Raw genomic sequence first — 16492 nt, 5'->3', positions numbered from 1 at the left:
CCCCACACTTCAAAAACATCAATAAAAAGCATGCAATATTGCGAACCGGCCGTGCAATCGGGGCCGGCGCTATTCAGTAAAAATTGCTCAGGTCAGTAAAAAATTATTCAGGCTGTTTTTTACGAGGCGGAACAACGGGCCGGCGCGGCGCCGAAGCGGCCCGCAAGCGTTTTTCATGGCGTTGGAGCTTGATGGCTTCGTCTCGTGTCGGCGGGGTGGGCTTGCCCAAACTGCCTTTATCAAAACCGGCCGTAAGGCACAAGTCGTAAATTTCCTTTTCAGTTAACTCCATCCACTGCCCGACGCGCACATGGGAAGGAATAAAAATATTGCCGTATCGCACGCGCTTGAGTCGGCTGACTTTAACGCCCTGGGATTCCCACAAACGCCGCACTTCACGATTGCGTCCTTCCATCACGACACAATAGAACCAGCGGTTGCGCGACTCGCCCGCACCCTCAACGATATCGGTAAAACGTGCAACGCCATCTTCCAGCAACACGCCTTCCAGCAAACGCTCTTTCATCTCGTCATCCACCGTTCCCTGAATGCGCACCAGGTATTCGCGGTCGATCACTGATGAAGGGTGCATCAGCTTATTGGCCAACTCACCGTCGTTGGTAAACAGCAGTAAGCCGCTGGTGTTGAAGTCGAGTCGTCCTACGGAGATCCAACGCTCGCCTTTAATGGGTGGCAGGCTGTCATAAACCGTGCGGCGCCCTTCCGGGTCTGAGCGCGAGCAAATCTCGCCCTCCGGTTTGTTGTAAAGAATAACGCGGCGGCGGGACATGTCGGTCCGGGTGGCGACCCGTTGACCATTAAAAAATATCTTGTCGGCGGGGGTGACCCGATCACCCAGTTTGGCAATCTGATCATTCACCTTGACCGCCCCGCCCTCGATCGCACGCTCCATCTCGCGTCGGGAACCCAGCCCTGCACGAGCCAATACCTTCTGAAGCTTCTCATCGCCGGCATTGCCAGTCGCCGCGCCACTGGCAGCCCCATGATCGACAGACACGGACTTGTCAGTTGAACGAGGTTTTGCAGATTTTGCTTTACCGGCACCAACCGGCGGTTGAGGGCGTGTTTTCTTGCTGTTTACGGGTCGATCGGACGCTGCCGGTTTACCTGATTTGCGCGGCTTGTCGGATGGATCTTGATGGGGATTTTTTACCATAGGCTAGTGCAACAAGATTAGTCGTTGCGAGGCTCCTCGTCCTCATTCGCGGCGTCTGCCGCAGGGTTGGTGTCTGTTGTGTCGCTCAGCGTCGCCTTGTCATCGACAAGGTCCTGGGGCGAGTCTTCAATCACTTCAAAGGCATCTTCACCTTCGACAAACTCTTCGAGACTGTCTTCGGTTGCGGCGTCTTCAGTAGCAGCGTCAGGGTTATCCGGGATAGGCGCATCGGTATCCGGCTCACCTAATCCTTCCTCATCGCCACCCAGATTGAGCACGGGGTTCATTTCATCCAGATCGCGAATTTCGCTTAAGGATGGCAGGTCTTCCAGGCTTTTCAGGTTGAAGTAATCGAGAAACTGGCGTGTGGTGGCATAAAGTGATGGCCGCCCCGGCACATCGCGATGGCCGACGACCTTGACCCACTCACGCTCCATCAATGTTTTCATGATGTGCGAACTCACCGCGACACCACGAATTTCCTCAATATCACCACGGGTAATCGGTTGACGATAGGCAATCAACGACAGGGTTTCCAGCAGCGCACGGGAGTATTTTTGCGGTTTCTCTTCCCACATACGATTGACCCAGGGAGCAAGCCCCTCACGCACCTGGAAACGCCAACCGGACGCGACTTCTTTCAGCTCGAAGCCGCGCTCCTCACAAGCGGTTTCTATCGCCTGCAAAGCAGCCAATACCTCTTCTTTGGTGGGTGCGACTTTTTCATCAAATAATTCCAGCAGCCGCGCCACGGTCAGCGGCTGACCTGCTGCGAGCAGCGCACCTTCGATAATCTTGCGCAATTGTTCCTGGTCAACGGAGAGCGAATGGGGGTTGACGGCGGGGCTGTCTTCCTCGCTACCTTCATCCACGTCCTCATCACGATCTTCTTCGCGACCGCTCTCTTCCAGGTTTTCATTGTCCGGCTCGAATTCGTCGAGTTCCGATGTAATTTCGTCAGTATTTTCTATGGTCATGACATGCGAGCTTTTACGTGTATTGGTCCAAAAGATTCACTCTGTACAATTTCTACCAGCGATTCCTTGATTAATTCCATCACCGCCAGGAAGGTCACCACAACCCCCAGGCGCCCTTCTTCAATCCTGAACAGACTGACAAAAGGAACAAAATGGTTGTGCGCCAGTTTATCCAGTACCTGGGCCATACGTTCACGGGTGGAGAGTTTTTCACGTGATACATGGTGACTTTCAAACATATCGGCACGCCGCAGCACCTCGGACAGTGCCAGTAGGAGTTCCTGCAATTCAACATCCGGCTCCGGGCGCGTAAGGTTACGGTCCGGTGCCTGGGCGGTAGCCTGATAGACATCGCGTCCGATGCGCGGCAACTTATCTACATCTTCAGCAGCCTGTTTGAAGCGCTCATATTCCTGCAAACGGCGAATCAATGAAGCGCGGGGATCTTCACCCTCTTCCTCTTCTTCCGCCGAACGCGGCAGCAACATGCGCGATTTAATTTCCGCCAACATCGCTGCCATCACCAGATATTCGGCAGCCAATTCAAACTGGTGCGCTTCCATGAGGTCCACATAGGCCATGTATTGACTGGTGATTTCAGAGACATTGATATCGAGGATATCGATGTTCTGGCGCCGGATCAGATAGAGCAGTAAATCCAATGGCCCCTCGAAGGCTTCGAGGAAAACCTCAAGAGCATCCGGCGGGATGTAGAGATCCTGAGGTAACTGGGTATAGGCCTTGCCGTGAACCATGGCAAAAGGCATTTCAGCCTGACTGGGGCGATGAGGAGTTCCGTGGCTATCTCCCGGTTGCGCTTCGGGCGCAGGCGGCGTGGAAGACGAATCGGTCGTCACTTCGCCAGCCTCGTCGAGGGTATCGCTGATAGGATTATTCACAAAGAGAGATCCACATTAACCACGGAAGCGCCCGAAACGACAAAAAACTACACACCCCGGGCGGATTGAGGGGGGCATTATAGCCATTATTACGCAGTGGTGACAGCACCGCGGGAAATCCCTAACAAGCATTTAAAATCAATTAATTAGCAGCGAAATCTGAGAAATCACCTTTACCCTGGCGAATCAGTTCCGGTGTATCCCCGGTCAGGTCGATGACGGTGGTGGGCTCTATGCCGCAATAGCCGCCATCAATAACCAGTTCAACGTGATGCTCCAGCGTATCGCGAATGTCGTAAGGGTCGCTCAGGGGAAATTCATCCCCGGGCAGGAGCAGGCTGCTGGTCATCAGAGGTTCGCCCAGCTCTTCCATCAAGGCCAGCGCAATCTTGTTGTCGGGAACACGCAATCCGATGGTTTTGCGTTTAGGGTGCATCAAACGACGTGGCACTTCGGCGGTGCCCTCCAGAATGAAGGTATAAGGTCCGGGCGTATGGTTTTTCAATAACCGAAAAACCCGATTATCAACACGGGCATAAGTCGCCAGCTCTGAAAGGTCGCGGCACATCAGGGTGAAGTTGTGATGTTTATCGAGTTGACGCATAGCACGGATGCGATCCAGCGCCATCTTGTCGCCAATGTGGCAGCCCACCGCGTAGGCAGAATCCGTCGGATAGGCAACCAACCCACCTTTACGGATAATATCTACCGCCTGAGTGATCAGGCGGGCTTGCGGGTTATCAGGGTGAATCTGAAAAAACTGCGCCACAGTTACTCCTTACATTTCTTCTTGTCTATTGTGTTTGCCGGCTGCTTGACGCAGCTTACGCTTGAAATCCCAACAGCTGCCATACCGGGCGGCAACGCGTGGGTAATACACCGAAATTGCCCAATTCCTGCCAGGGTTGGTCGGGCATATGAAAATCACTGCCGCAAGATGCATAAAGTTGATTCGCTTCAGCGATACGCGCTAGATCCTCTGCGACGCCGGCAGCCTGTTGACCGCTGATAACTTCCAACGCATCGCCCCCAGCAGCGGCAAAGTCACCGATCAGCGCGCACATCTTGGTTCGCGTCAGATCATATTTGCAGGGGTGCGCTAACACCGCAACCCCTGCCGCAGCGTGAATCCATTCAATAACAGTGGACATCACAGGCCACTGATATTTCACATCGGCAGGCTTTCCGGCACCGAGATATTTCTTGAATGCCGCATTCATATTAGCTACAGCACCGATATTCACTAACCATTGGGCAAAATGAGGGCGCCCCACCAACGCATCACCAGCCAAGGTTTGCGCGCCCTCCAGCGCATCGGAAAAGCCGGCTTTTTGCAGGCGTTCTGCAATCGCCAGCGCGCGTTGGGTACGGGCATCCTGTTGAGCGGTAATGGCATCTCGTAATGAGGAACTTGCAGTATCTACACCCAGTCCCACAATATGCGCGCCATTCCGGCCCCACTGGCTGGAAAATTCGATTCCATTGATAAGCTGCACACCTTGTTGACTGGCCGCTTGCCGGGCGCTCGCCAAACCGGCTATGGTATCGTGATCTGTCAACGCCAGTACGTCGACGCCTTTCGCTTTAGCCCTCGACAACAAGGCATCAGGGCTTAAAATACCGTCCGACTGATTACTGTGACAGTGAAGATCAAAAATCAAACCGAATTCCTTACACGTCTAGTGGTACACAGGGATGGAAGCAGGAGGCGGATCAGGTCAATAACAAGGGACAAAGCTTGTTATGACGCAACCTATTATGACACCGGTAATGACAATGACTGAAACCGTTTCTGACAACAAAGTGGAAAATACCGTGAATTCCGACAACTCTTCTCCAAATACCACGGGTTCGCCGGATAAAACCAACGCGCGCAAACCGAAAAAAGAAAACCTGCTGTTCAATATTCTGTTGAATATTGTGATTCCCACCTTGATCCTGATGAAACTCAGCGGCGAACAGCATTTGGGGACACAGTGGGCCGTGGTGGTTGCGCTCGCCTTTCCGATTACTTACGGTTTGCGCGACTTTTTCATCAATCGCAAATTTAATATTTTCTCAGCGCTGGGTTTTATCAGCGTGCTGCTTACCGGCGGCATCAGCCTGCTGCAACTGGACCCGCAATATATTGCGATCAAGGAAGCCGCCATCCCCGGCCTGATCGGCCTTGTGACATTGATTTCGATTAAAACACCCTATCCTCTCGTCAAAACCTTTCTCTACAACGACACCGTTCTGAAGGTCGACAAGATTGCGGCGGCGCTCAAGCAAAACGGCACCGAAGCAGCCTTCGAAAAAACCTTGAAAAACGCTTCCTTTCTGGTCGCCGGTTCGTTCTTTTTATCATCCGCACTGAACTATATCCTGGCGAAGATGTTGGTGGTCAGTGCGCCAGGCACCGAAGCCTTCAATGCGGAGCTGGGCAAGATGACAGCGCTCAGCTTTCCAGTTATTGCACTGCCGGTCACCATCTTCATGATGGGAGCAATGTATTACCTGTTCCGCAATATTCATCGGCTTACCCAACTGACGCTCGAAGACATTATCAACGATGGCAGCGCCAACTGACTCTTTTCGGCCAACTAATTTTTTATGTAAGGAACAACCATGCTTTACGCCATCATCAGCGAAGACGTTACCGACAGTTTGGCTTTACGCAAAAGTGCGCGCCCGGATCACCTTGCGCGCCTGCAAGCACTTAAAGATGCCGGGCGTCTTGTACTGGCTGGACCACACCCCTTGATCGATTCCGATAACCCCGGCGATGCCGGCTTTAGTGGCAGTTTGATTGTGGCTGAATTTCCATCCTTACAGGATGCCGAAGCCTGGGCCGCCGCCGACCCCTATGTAGCAGCCGGGGTTTACCAAAAGGTTATCGTCAAGCCGTTTAAAAAAGTTTTGCCATAACACATCATCTTCACCTCGCTGACAACAGGAACTGAATCGCCGTGAAAAAAAACCTGCTTATTCCGCCATCAATGCGCCTGGCTTTGATTTGCTCACTGATCTCGGTGGTGGTTTCACTGAATGTGTTTGCGCAAGCCAATGTGCGCTACATTTCTGACGTGATGTATGTGCCGCTACGTGCCGGCATGAGTAACAACACGGAAGTCGTAAAGGCGGCGCTGACCAGCGGAACACGTTTGCGTCTGGTTCGCGAAGAACAGGACGCGAGCAATGACGCCTGGGCATTGGTGGAGACAACCGATGGGGTACAAGGTTGGATTCGTACCCAGCACCTGATTAATGAACCGACAGCGGCCATTAAGCTTGAGCGGGTCAATGCCCAATTGGCTAAAGCCTCATCCTCGGCGAAAGAAGCTCTGGAACGCCAAAAAGCACACGATCAATTACAGGTCGAACATGAAACCTTGCAGCAGGAATATCAAGCGCTAATAGAGAACACAGAGAGCCTGCGTCAAACCTCCGCTGCGGCAGTGGATCTGGAGCAAGAAAACCAGCGTATCCACGAAAATAATCAGTTGTTACAAACGCGAGTGGATGTATTGCAAGCGGAGAACGAGCAATTGCGCGATGCTGAGCGCTACAACCAGTGGGTATATGGTGCGGGCTTGTTAATTTGTGGGGTCATTTTGTCTTTCCTGTTACAAGCGCTGGGCAAACGCAAGCGGCAGTCAGAATGGCGTTGATGTGAGATGTGGAGATTACTAATGAGTTACAAGGTTATGCAAAAAACAATGGCAATTTTGCTGCTAAGTCTGGTGTCTTCACTGGTGGCTGCACAACAAAACCCTCAGGTGTCTTTAAAAACCGATCTGGGCACTATTGTGATAGAACTTTATCCGAAGGAAGCGCCGATCACCGTGGCAAATTTCCTTGCGTACGTCGACAGTAAATTTTATGACGGCACCATCTTTCATCGCGTCATTCCCGGTTTTGTGGTTCAGGGCGGCGGTATGAATTTTGAATTTGCGGGGAAAGCCACCCGCGATCCAATAAAGAATGAATCCAATAACGGTTTAAAGAACGACTATAAAACCCTGTCAATGGCCCGCACTAACGATCCCGACAGCGCCACCTCGCAATTTTTTATTAACCTGCGAGCCAATCCTTCATTGGATGCCAAAGAAAATAAACCCGGTTACGCCGTTTTCGGTAAGGTCGTGGAAGGCATGGATGTTGTAGAAAAAATTGTGGCTGAGCCACGCGGGATGTTCCGCGCTTTTCCCGACGCGCCCAATTATGCAGTGCGCATCCTCAGCGCTACGCGCCTGGACAAAAGCAATCAAAGTGCAACAGGTCAAACGGAAAGGAAAGACCCACTGAAAAACAACAATGTCAGTGACGCGCTGGTGCCACGCTCATGAGCCGCACAGCATTAAGCGTTAACCTGAATAAGATTGCCTTAATTCGTAACTCTCGTCCGGGCAATTACCCCGACCTGGTGAGTCATGCCGAGATCTGTCTCGCCGCTGGTGCTGACGGCCTGACGGTTCACCCGCGCCCGGACCAACGACACATTCGTCCCGGCGATGTCTATGTGTTGTCAGAACTGGTACGCGACAAAGGCACCATCGAATTTAATATCGAAGGTAATCCTTACGCGGAATCGATGGGAAGCTTTCCTGGCTTTATTAAATTGGTGCGTGATACGCGACCACACCAATGCACGCTGGTACCCGATAACAATGATCAATTAACTTCAGATCACGGTTTTGATTTGCATAGGTCCGGCGCGCAATTGCGCCCTTTGATCCGGGAATTGCAGGACATCGGGGTACGTGTCAGCCTGTTTATGGACCCGGACATCGACCAAATCAGTTTGGCCAAGGATATAGGTGCAGACCGTATCGAGTTGTACACCGGCCCTTATGCCGAAGCATTCAAGCATCAAGATGCTGAATTCGACGTGCTTTTCAAACGCTATTTTGATGCCGCTGTTCACGCACAAAAAATCGGTATCGGCCTGAATGCCGGACATGACCTGAATCTGCAAAACCTGCCCATGTTTCGAATGGTCCCTGACTTGCTGGAAGTGTCTATCGGCCACGCATTAACTGTCGACGCCATCGCGATGGGATTGGACAAAGCCGTGCGTGCCTACAAAACATTATGTGAGGACGTATAACAAAGACTTGAATTACGGCGGAAATGTACGCGGTTGTGGTCTAAGCTTTTAACTGAGTACTCAGTGGAGGATCACGCAATGCCATCCATTCTTGTCAAAGATTATATGCAGCATAATGCGCACGCCATTCTCGTCTCCGCCAATGTAGAACAAGTCGTTGATCACCTGCTCACCAACAACCTCACCGGCGCGCCGGTTATTGATGCAAACCGGCAAGTTGTTGGCTTCGTGTCAGAACAGGATTGCATAAAGGAGATGCTTAATAGCGCGTTTTTCTGTGATGAGCCGCCCCCCGTCACCAGCATCATGCGCAAGGATGTTCTGACCGTCACACCGGACACGTCAATTCTTGAAATAGCTGAAACCATGTTGTTGAACAAACCTAAAAACTACCCGGTGGTAGTCAATGGCAAACTGGTGGGTCTTATCAATCGACGATTAATTTTGCACGCGTTAATGCACAACGATGAAGCGCGCTATGTGCGGTATTGATTAACCTGTTTTAAAATAAGAATCGCTGCAAGAACAAAAGCGCTGCTGAATCTTTCACGTCACACACCCTGATCGGGATATAATCCGCATCCCGATCACTTACACCCCTATAGCCTCCATGAACAAAACCGATAGCGAAACCTACCGCGACAAAAAACGTTTTTTTGAAAATCTGCTCACCGTATACGGCCGCAAGCCTGTGCTTGAAGCCTTACAAGACCCAGCGGTAGGCATTTATCGTCTGCATTTGGCAGACAGCAATAAGTCGGCAGATATTCTTGATGACATCATCGCTATAGCGCAGGAAAAAGGCGCTGAGATTGTTTATCACTCGCGCGCAGCGCTATCGCGTATATCCAAAAATGCGAAACAGGATCAGGGCGTAGCAGCTGATCTGGAACTGCGCGGCTACAAAACCTACGAAGCATTTATCAAGGAAAGCCCATCAACGTCTTTCACCTTACTGGCACTGGACGGCGTCAATAACCCGCAGAATCTGGGCATGATTATCCGCTCAGCCTGCGCGGGAAATATCAATGGCATTTTATTGCCACAAAAAGGCAGTGCGCAGATTGACCCACTGGTCATCAAAGCCAGTGCCGGCACCTTGTTTCGTGCGCCGATATTGCGTTGTAATAGCCTGGCAAGTGCGCTCAAGGATTTTCAACAACGCGGCGTGGATATCTGTTGCCTCTCATCCCATGCGTCTGAGACCCTGAAAGACTTTCACCCGAAGAGCGCGTGTATTTATGTATTAGGCAATGAGACTGAAGGTGTATCGCAAGAGGTTGAAAAACTCTGCAACCAGCGCGTGCGCATTCCGATGAATAACGGCGTGGAATCCCTGAATGTTGCCGTGACGGCAGCATTGATTGCTTTTCGCTAATGAGAATGCGATCCCCGGAAAACAAAACGCCATGACAACCGCCGGCTGCCATGGCGTTTTTTTATGCGCCTGTATTAAAGCTTATAACCATCCTCTTCGTGCAAGCTGATATCGAGCCCCACCATCTCTTCTTCTTTGGTTACTCGTAAACCAGCGGTCAATACACCCGTGATCTTCAGCAAAATATAGGTGACCACAGCGGTATAAACAAAAGTGACGATCACGCCGATAAACTGAACGCCCAATTGTTCACCGATGCTGTTAATTCCTTCCGCAAAACCTTGGCCGCTGAATACACCCAGTTCGGTAGAAGCAAATATGCCAGCCAGGATAGTCCCCAGAACACCGCCGACACCGTGGACTGGAAACACATCGAGCGAATCGTCGATCTTCCACACACGCTTGATCAATTGCGTCATAAAGAAACACACCACACCGGCACACAAACCGATAATCAAAGCACCGCCCGGGCCAACATAACCCGAGGCCGGGGTGATGGTTCCCAAACCAGCGACCATGCCGGTCACAATACCCAGGACGCTGGGCTTACGGAATTTGATCCATTCGATGGTCATCCAGGCCAGGGAGCCGGCCGCTGCGGAGATATGTGTGACCAGCATCGCCATGGTGGCATTGCCATTCGCTGCCAGTGCACTGCCCGCGTTAAAACCAAACCAACCGACCCAGAGCATGCCTGCGCCAGTGACGGTCATGGTCATGTTATGCGGTGGCATGGGCGTCGTCGGAAAGCCGCTGCGATTACCCATAACCAGCGCTGCCACCAGGGCGGCGACACCAGCAGTAATATGCACCACCGTACCACCGGCAAAATCCAGCAGCCCCATATTGAATAGCCAGCCATTACCGCTCCACACCCAATGGCATACCGGTACATACACGGCGAATAACCAGAGCGCGGAAAACAGCAACATGGAAGAAAACTTCATGCGCTCGGCAAAGGCGCCCACGATCAATGCCGGCGTAATAATGGCAAAGGTCATTTGAAAGGTGGCGAATAGACTCTCGGGAATGTCGCCCCACAAGGCATCCTCACCGACCGAAGCCAGAAATACTTTGCTGAAGTCACCGATATAAGCGTTGCCATCACCGAAACTGAGGCTATAGCCGGCAATCATCCACAACAACGACATCAAGCAGGCGATGGCAAAACATTGCATTAATACAGATAACACGTTTCTGACCCGCACCAGACCACCGTAAAACAATGACAGGCCGGGCAAGGTCATGAATAACACCAGAGCGGTGGCAGTGAGTATCCAGGCCGTGTTGGCCCCGTCAACGCCGTCCAGAGCCCAGGCGGCGGGAGCAGCCATGAGGATGGCGGCGAGGGTTGAGAAAGAGAAAAGCGCACGGGCGACGTTTTTCATGATCACTCCTTATAGTTGTATGCTCATCTGCTAGCAGCGAGCTGTAAGATCACCATAAATGCCCCACTTTGAATCACCAACGATAGCGATAAGGTTGAATAACCTGACAAGTTGTCAACAAATGGGTTTTATCGATTGATATTTTGGTTAAACGAGGTGCAAACCTCATAATTCCGCAACAGTTTTGTGCAGATAATTCGGCTCAGCAAGAATTACGCCAAATCAATAATTTATTTAAATTCAAAGACTTGCAAGATACGAGGATGAATAACGGCCCCAGGATCGCACCAAAATAAGACAGCTATCCATATGAATGCACAATAAAAATGCACATCAATAATAAGAAGCACAATATATGCGCAAGCAAGTGTGCATGCGCCCTGTTGATGCCCATTATGGTGAATCAGGAGGAAAGGCCGGGTCGAACCACAAAACGTGTAACGGCACGCTTAAGATCAACCAATGCAGCTTGATTGCCCGCATAGCTGGCCCATTCGTAAAGTTCGGTGATGGTATACAAAGGTGTCGATAAATCTGGTCGCTGCTGCGACACCCGCTGCGCAAAATCTCGCGGTGCTTCGCCCGGCTGCCGGGAGAACCCGGAACGGGCCAACTTATTACAAAAGCGTTGATAGTAACGATCTGCTGGATAATGGTACCGCTTGCGCTGCCCCCACAACAGAAACAGCATAATGGCACCGATGATCAGTGCACCCGCCACCAAAACAAACAACGCAATGCGCCAGATATCCATACCACCGAGCAAGCGCTCAAGGAATGCGCCCTGTGTTTCAGCGTTGTATCCCAGAACCCAGCGGCTCCAGAGATAATTAAAACCCTCCCACCGCAAGCGCAGGGTATTGAGTAGCGAAATCCCGCTCACGAAGGAATTGTCGAGTAGTTGGATATCTTCTTCCTCTAATGAAAAATCTACCCCCTGCTCTATGCGTTCAGGCGCCACGGCTGCCGTCGGATCAATCCTGACCCAGCCGCGTCCCGGCAACCATACCTCGCTCCAGGCATGCGCCTCACGCTGACGCACGGCGTAATAATTCTCCAGGGGATTGTATTCACCGCCTTGGTACCCCACGACAACTCGAGCGGGTATACCGGCGGCGCGCATAAAGAATACAAAACTACTGGCAAAGTGTTCGCAAAAACCCTTCTGAGTCTGCCAAAGAAACTCATCCACACTTTCCTGGCCAAGGATGGGAGGCTGAAGGGTATAACGAAAGCTGGCATTGTAATGCTGTAGTAACCGCTCAATCAGAGCTTCCGCCGAACCTGCCTCCCGTTGCCATTGTTCGGCAATTTCCCGGGTACGCGGGTTACTACCACCAGGTAATTGCAGCGCTTGCCGTCGTTGCCAATCCTCCAATTGATCCGCTTGGTAGCTGAAAGCCAAAGACGATGTGATGCGATACTGGATACGTTGGGTAATAGGCCTTTTGCGTTGCAGGTTTAGTTCTTGGGTTAATCCCGCCTCACTGTCCCATTGCTGAGGTGCCGTCAAGGAAAGCAACCAGGGTTGCTGTGTTGGCTCGATAATGACTTGATAACGATACTCTCTCCCCTCATACCGCAGCTCATCGCGCCAATCAGCCCGCTCCTGTTCCTGCCAGTTAATGTTGGCGCGGGATATCTGAGCGTTCGACTGCGACCAGCGGCGCCCGTCGAAATGGGAGAATACCAGTCCTCGCCAATACAGCTCGGACTGGGGTGGCACATCACCATCAAAGGTCGCACGGAATACCAATTCAGCCGAGCGGCTGAGCTGGCTGATATCACCAGGAGACATGGTATCGCTCATGCCGGTTTTAGCAGCACTCGAATTCACGGGCACTGCCCACAAAGGACCAACCCGCGGAGCAATTAAAAACAACAACAGCATTAAGGGTATTGCCTGCAAAACCAGCATGCCGGTCAAACGCAATGTGCGCCAAAAGCGGTGTTGGTCCAGGGATTGATGTGAAGCAAGCAAAGTAGCGGAAAGTACCGTCAGGGAAAGCAGCCCATAAAGCGCGGCAAAGACATTGGAAAAGAACAGAAACTGGGTGGCGATGACAAAGTAGCCCAGGTGACACAGGAGCAATAAATCACCGCGTTTGCGCATTTCGATAAGCTTCAGAATAAATCCTACGATCAGCAGCCCGACCATGGTCTGCACCCCGAAGCTGCCACGGTAGACAAGATATATACCTGCACTGCTGCTGGCCACCAACACCAGTTTTACCGCCCAACCGGGAAACCCCCAGGCGCCACGAAAGATCTGCCAGCGCCAGAACACCACAAACAACCACACACCCCAAATCCACAAGGGAACATGCACCACATGGGGTGCGAGGATGACGGCCTGGGCCAGTAACAACCAGGCAAGGCTGTTGCGCGGTATCTGGTCAGCTTCACGCATAGCCTCGACCTCCCGCATCCGGATCATCAACTTCGAACAACGCCAGTGCGCGCAGAACCCGATCCTGATGTGCACTTCCTACGCCCAACTCAATCGTCGTATCGGGCAAACGCAGGCCGAATTCGGTGTGGGTCTTTGCCAGTTCCAGGGCCCAATAACACAGTTGCGACAAACGGGTTTCCGTGTCCAACCCCGGCAAACCATCCCAATCCAACCAGACTTGTTGATTTTGATAACCCACATAATCTTTCAGGTGTAAGCCGGCGCCGCGCGCAAATTGTTTCCAGGCCACATGAGCTAAAGGCGCGCCCGCCTGATAACGCTGAAAACCCTGAAAGTCTTCACTGTTTTCTCTGGACAGATAATCACCCTGTTGCGAATTAGCCGGCTTCATGGGCGGTGCGGCAGAAGCCAGAGGCGCAGGATACACCAGCGCTTTAGCATCCAGTTGAATCCATGACCAGGCACGGATCAGCCCCAGGGGATAATGGCTCTTAACCGACAAGCGCCCAGGTTCAAACCAGCCACGCCGGTGGGTTTTAGCAGAGAGGTTTAGCCGCTGCTCTCCAGCCTTGGGAACATCCACAGCGATGGAGACATTCTCGTCGAGGCTGAGTTGGATGTTTTCATGATCGGTGCGCGGAGCTGCCTCCAGTAAAACATCAAAACGCACGTAATCACCGGCAAACACTGGCTGGCTACCGATAGCCGTAAAACGCAGTCCAGCCAAATTACGAAATGCATGAACCACTGAGACAATCATCATGCTCATCAATAGAAATGCTGCCGCCAGGATAAGATTATTTTCGTAGTTGGTACCCAATAGCCACATCAATCCCAACACAAAGATAAACAGCAAGCCTTGGCGGCCAGGAAAGACATAAATGGATTTGTGTTGCAGGGTTACAGCAGGTGCCTTGGGTGCACGCCGCGCCACCCATTGCCAAAACTTGTTGCGCAGCGAATTAACCAAAGAATGCTTGGTGTCCATGGCGCCTCGTCAGAAATGTTTCGGTAGTTTAACTGGCAACGACATCAATGGTATTGAGCAATTTGATAACCAATGTGTGTTCTCCCTGATCCCGAGCAGAAGACGCCGGCGCAATGCGATGCGTAACCACCGCCGGCAGCAGCGCCTGAATATCTTCGGGAATCACATAAGCACGACCATGCATAAATGCCCAGGTTTTCGCCGCGCGCAACAATGCCATGGCGCCACGCGGTGAAAGTCCGTAAGAAAAATCCGCGGATACACGAGTGTAATGAATCAGGCGCTGAAGATAATCAAGCAGGTTATCCGAGGTTTTAATTTTCTGCGTGGCTTGCTTGATGTCCTGCAACTGCGCCGGAGTGATACATACTTTTAAATCTTTTAAATGTTGTCGCGGATCGCCGCCCAGAAATAATTGTTTTTCCGCCGTCGCATCCGGATACCCCAAACTGATACGCATGAGGAAACGATCCAATTGCGACTCCGGCAAAGGATAAGTGCCCATTTGGGATTGCGGGTTTTGGGTAGCAATAACAAAGAAAGGTTTGGGCAAGACACGGGTTTCCCCTTCGATAGTCACCTGCCCTTCTTCCATCGCTTCCAGCAGCGCGCTTTGAGTTTTTGGCGTCGTACGATTAATCTCATCGGCCAGCAATACCTGGGTAAATACTGGACCAGGATGAAAAGTAAATTGGCCTTCTTTGGGATCAAAAACAGAAACACCGAGAATATCGGCGGGCAACATATCACTGGTGAATTGAATACGTTGGTGGGAAAGGCCGAGGACTTTGGCAAGAGCCTGGGACAGACTGGTCTTACCCATCCCCGGCAGGTCTTCAATCAATAAATGGCCGTCGGACAACAAACAGGTTAAGGCGAGTTTGATTTTATCTTCCTTGCCAAGCAATACGCGACCAACTTCAGAAACAATAACTTCTATAAAATCCCGCATAAGTCCTGGGTGCCTTTATTGTTGATCATTACAAGGAAGCCAACCCTCGCGCGAGATCCGCCTGTAAATCAGCAATATCTTCGAGGCCAACGGCAACACGGATTAAATTTTCCGTGATACCTGCTTCCGCTTTTTGCTCGGGACTCAAGCGCCCATGGGTTGTGGTGGCCGGATGCACTATCGTCGTTTTGGTATCACCCAGGTTGGCCGTCAATGACATAATGCGTGTTGCATCAATGACCTTCCACGCTGCTTCGCGATCACCTTTCACTCGAAACGATAGCACACCACCGTAAGCAGACTGCTGCTTGGTGGCAAGTTCGTAGCCATTGTGTGAAGGCAGTCCCGCATAAAAAACTTTTTCAACCTGCGGCTGCGCATCCAACCATTGCGCCAGTGCCAATGCATTGCGCGAATGTGCTTCCATCCGCAAGCGCAAGGTTTCCAAGCCCTTAAGAAATACCCAGGCATTGAATGGGCTCATGGTCGGCCCGGCACTGCGAATAAAACCGAGCACCTCATCAACCCATTTTTTTGGGCCTGCCACTACACCGCCGAGACACCGCCCCTGGCCATCAATATATTTGGTGGCGGAATGAACGATTAAATCTGCTCCGAATTCCAGCGGGCGCTGCAACGCCGGCGTACAAAAACAATTATCCACGACCAGTAACGCATCATGCTGATGGGTTATATCAGCAAGACGCTGGATATCGATCACATCACACAATGGATTAGACGGCGTTTCAACAAAAACCAATTTGGTTTTGGGGGTGAAAGCAGCTTGCCATGCAGTGTAGTCAACAGGATTTACGAAAGTGGTCGTGACACCGAATTTTTGCAAATATTTACTTAGCAATACCGTTGTCGTACCGAATACACTGCGAGAACAGACAATGTGATCGCCGGATTGCAGCAACGCAATACAGGTGCTCAAAATTGCCGCCATACCTGACGATGTACCTACAGCAGCTTCCGCTCCTTCCAGTGCAGCAATACGCTGTTCAAAGTTTCTTACCGTCGGATTGGTGTAGCGTGAATACACATTGCCGGGCTGCTCGCCGGAAAAACGTTGAGCAGCTTCACTTGCGCTACCGAAAACGTAACTTGATGTGAGAAACAAGGCTTCGCTGTGTTCGCCTTCTTGAGTGCGCACCTGACCGGCGCGGACTGCCAAGGTATCCAGCGCTGCATGATCCAGATAATTGTCAAACTCATCCATTGGTATATT

Annotated in this window: 17 protein-coding genes; 7 read left to right on the top strand and 10 right to left on the bottom strand. The window is 51.6% G+C overall.

What is annotated here, in order from left to right; translation table 11 throughout:
- Positions 1 to 103 precede the first annotated feature (103 nt).
- The 5 genes from CBR65_RS02705 to CBR65_RS02685 all read right to left on the bottom strand — a co-directional run bounded on the left by CBR65_RS02705 (position 104) and on the right by CBR65_RS02685 (position 4714).
- A complete protein-coding gene (locus CBR65_RS02705; protein ID WP_087468890.1) occupies positions 104 to 1018 on the bottom strand; it encodes a pseudouridine synthase in 915 nt (304 codons plus the stop codon).
- A gap of 176 nt (positions 1019 to 1194) precedes the next feature.
- The gene (gene scpB, locus CBR65_RS02700; protein WP_087465424.1) at positions 1195 to 2154 is read right to left on the bottom strand and encodes an SMC-Scp complex subunit ScpB; all 960 of its coding nucleotides are present in this window, start codon (positions 2152 to 2154) and stop codon (positions 1195 to 1197) included.
- Complete coding sequence (locus tag CBR65_RS02695; protein ID WP_369825657.1) at positions 2151 to 3011, bottom strand: ScpA family protein; 861 nt, start codon at positions 3009 to 3011, stop codon at positions 2151 to 2153. Before CBR65_RS02695 ends, scpB begins: the two co-directional genes overlap by 4 nt.
- Before the next feature lie 184 nt (positions 3012 to 3195).
- A complete protein-coding gene (locus CBR65_RS02690; protein ID WP_087465422.1) occupies positions 3196 to 3822 on the bottom strand; it encodes an L-threonylcarbamoyladenylate synthase in 627 nt (208 codons plus the stop codon).
- Between the two features lie 55 nt (positions 3823 to 3877).
- Positions 3878 to 4714: a PHP domain-containing protein gene (locus tag CBR65_RS02685; protein WP_087465421.1), complete on the bottom strand. Its 837-nt coding sequence runs from the start codon at positions 4712 to 4714 to the stop codon at positions 3878 to 3880.
- 82 nt (positions 4715 to 4796) lie between these two features.
- Here CBR65_RS02685 and CBR65_RS02680 point away from each other — a divergent pair, with 82 nt between their 5' ends.
- The 7 genes from CBR65_RS02680 (at position 4797) to CBR65_RS02650 (ending at position 9520) form a co-directional block, all read left to right on the top strand.
- Positions 4797 to 5621 (top strand): VC0807 family protein, encoded by an 825-nt coding sequence (locus CBR65_RS02680; protein ID WP_232461328.1) that lies wholly within the window; start codon positions 4797 to 4799, stop codon positions 5619 to 5621.
- 39 nt (positions 5622 to 5660) lie between these two features.
- On the top strand, positions 5661 to 5960 hold the full coding sequence (locus CBR65_RS02675; protein WP_087465420.1) for a YciI family protein: 300 nt from the start codon (positions 5661 to 5663) through the stop codon (positions 5958 to 5960).
- A gap of 41 nt (positions 5961 to 6001) precedes the next feature.
- Entirely contained in the window at positions 6002 to 6703 is a 702-nt protein-coding gene (locus CBR65_RS02670; RefSeq protein ID WP_232461327.1) for a TIGR04211 family SH3 domain-containing protein, read from the top strand.
- Between the two features lie 36 nt (positions 6704 to 6739).
- Complete coding sequence (locus CBR65_RS02665) at positions 6740 to 7381, top strand: peptidylprolyl isomerase (protein ID WP_087468887.1); 642 nt, start codon at positions 6740 to 6742, stop codon at positions 7379 to 7381.
- The gene (locus CBR65_RS02660; RefSeq protein ID WP_087465419.1) at positions 7378 to 8142 is read left to right on the top strand and encodes a pyridoxine 5'-phosphate synthase; all 765 of its coding nucleotides are present in this window, start codon (positions 7378 to 7380) and stop codon (positions 8140 to 8142) included. Before CBR65_RS02665 ends, CBR65_RS02660 begins: the two co-directional genes overlap by 4 nt.
- Before the next feature lie 78 nt (positions 8143 to 8220).
- Complete coding sequence (locus CBR65_RS02655) at positions 8221 to 8634, top strand: CBS domain-containing protein (protein WP_087465418.1); 414 nt, start codon at positions 8221 to 8223, stop codon at positions 8632 to 8634.
- Between the two features lie 118 nt (positions 8635 to 8752).
- Entirely contained in the window at positions 8753 to 9520 is a 768-nt protein-coding gene (locus CBR65_RS02650; protein ID WP_087465417.1) for an RNA methyltransferase, read from the top strand.
- 74 nt (positions 9521 to 9594) lie between these two features.
- On the opposite strand, the gene CBR65_RS02645 is transcribed toward CBR65_RS02650, so the two are convergent.
- The 5 genes from CBR65_RS02645 to CBR65_RS02625 form a co-directional block, all read right to left on the bottom strand.
- Positions 9595 to 10908: an ammonium transporter gene (locus CBR65_RS02645; protein ID WP_369825645.1), complete on the bottom strand. Its 1314-nt coding sequence runs from the start codon at positions 10906 to 10908 to the stop codon at positions 9595 to 9597.
- 403 nt (positions 10909 to 11311) lie between these two features.
- Entirely contained in the window at positions 11312 to 13318 is a 2007-nt protein-coding gene (locus CBR65_RS02640) for a DUF3488 and transglutaminase-like domain-containing protein (RefSeq protein WP_198300861.1), read from the bottom strand.
- Entirely contained in the window at positions 13311 to 14309 is a 999-nt protein-coding gene (locus tag CBR65_RS02635; protein WP_087465415.1) for a DUF58 domain-containing protein, read from the bottom strand. The genes CBR65_RS02640 and CBR65_RS02635 overlap by 8 nt, the downstream gene beginning before the upstream one ends.
- Before the next feature lie 28 nt (positions 14310 to 14337).
- Positions 14338 to 15261, bottom strand: coding sequence for a MoxR family ATPase (locus CBR65_RS02630; protein ID WP_087465414.1), 924 nt, complete (start codon positions 15259 to 15261; stop codon positions 14338 to 14340).
- A 28-nt stretch (positions 15262 to 15289) separates the two neighbouring features.
- Positions 15290 to 16483: an O-succinylhomoserine sulfhydrylase gene (locus CBR65_RS02625; RefSeq protein WP_087465413.1), complete on the bottom strand. Its 1194-nt coding sequence runs from the start codon at positions 16481 to 16483 to the stop codon at positions 15290 to 15292.
- Positions 16484 to 16492 lie beyond the last annotated feature (9 nt).

The organism is Cellvibrio sp. PSBB006 (genome assembly GCF_002162135.1).
GTDB lineage: Bacteria > Pseudomonadota > Gammaproteobacteria > Pseudomonadales > Cellvibrionaceae > Cellvibrio.
This window is presented reverse-complemented; position numbering and strand designations above follow the sequence as displayed.

What these genes read in the sequence shown, in the direction of transcription:
- CBR65_RS02660 (WP_087465419.1), top strand. Translation starts at nt 7,378, where the DNA reads ATGAGCCGCACAGCATTAAGCGTTAACCTGAATAAGATTGCCTTAATT.
- CBR65_RS02675 (WP_087465420.1), top strand. Translation starts at nt 5,661, where the DNA reads ATGCTTTACGCCATCATCAGCGAAGACGTTACCGACAGTTTGGCTTTA.
- CBR65_RS02655 (WP_087465418.1), top strand. Translation starts at nt 8,221, where the DNA reads ATGCCATCCATTCTTGTCAAAGATTATATGCAGCATAATGCGCACGCC.
- CBR65_RS02635 (WP_087465415.1), bottom strand. Translation starts at nt 14,309, where the DNA reads ATGGACACCAAGCATTCTTTGGTTAATTCGCTGCGCAACAAGTTTTGG.
- CBR65_RS02680 (WP_232461328.1), top strand. Translation starts at nt 4,797, where the DNA reads ATGACGCAACCTATTATGACACCGGTAATGACAATGACTGAAACCGTT.
- scpB (WP_087465424.1), bottom strand. Translation starts at nt 2,154, where the DNA reads ATGACCATAGAAAATACTGACGAAATTACATCGGAACTCGACGAATTC.
- CBR65_RS02645 (WP_369825645.1), bottom strand. Translation starts at nt 10,908, where the DNA reads ATGAAAAACGTCGCCCGTGCGCTTTTCTCTTTCTCAACCCTCGCCGCC.
- CBR65_RS02650 (WP_087465417.1), top strand. Translation starts at nt 8,753, where the DNA reads ATGAACAAAACCGATAGCGAAACCTACCGCGACAAAAAACGTTTTTTT.
- CBR65_RS02640 (WP_198300861.1), bottom strand. Translation starts at nt 13,318, where the DNA reads ATGCGTGAAGCTGACCAGATACCGCGCAACAGCCTTGCCTGGTTGTTA.
- CBR65_RS02625 (WP_087465413.1), bottom strand. Translation starts at nt 16,483, where the DNA reads ATGGATGAGTTTGACAATTATCTGGATCATGCAGCGCTGGATACCTTG.
- CBR65_RS02630 (WP_087465414.1), bottom strand. Translation starts at nt 15,261, where the DNA reads ATGCGGGATTTTATAGAAGTTATTGTTTCTGAAGTTGGTCGCGTATTG.
- CBR65_RS02665 (WP_087468887.1), top strand. Translation starts at nt 6,740, where the DNA reads ATGCAAAAAACAATGGCAATTTTGCTGCTAAGTCTGGTGTCTTCACTG.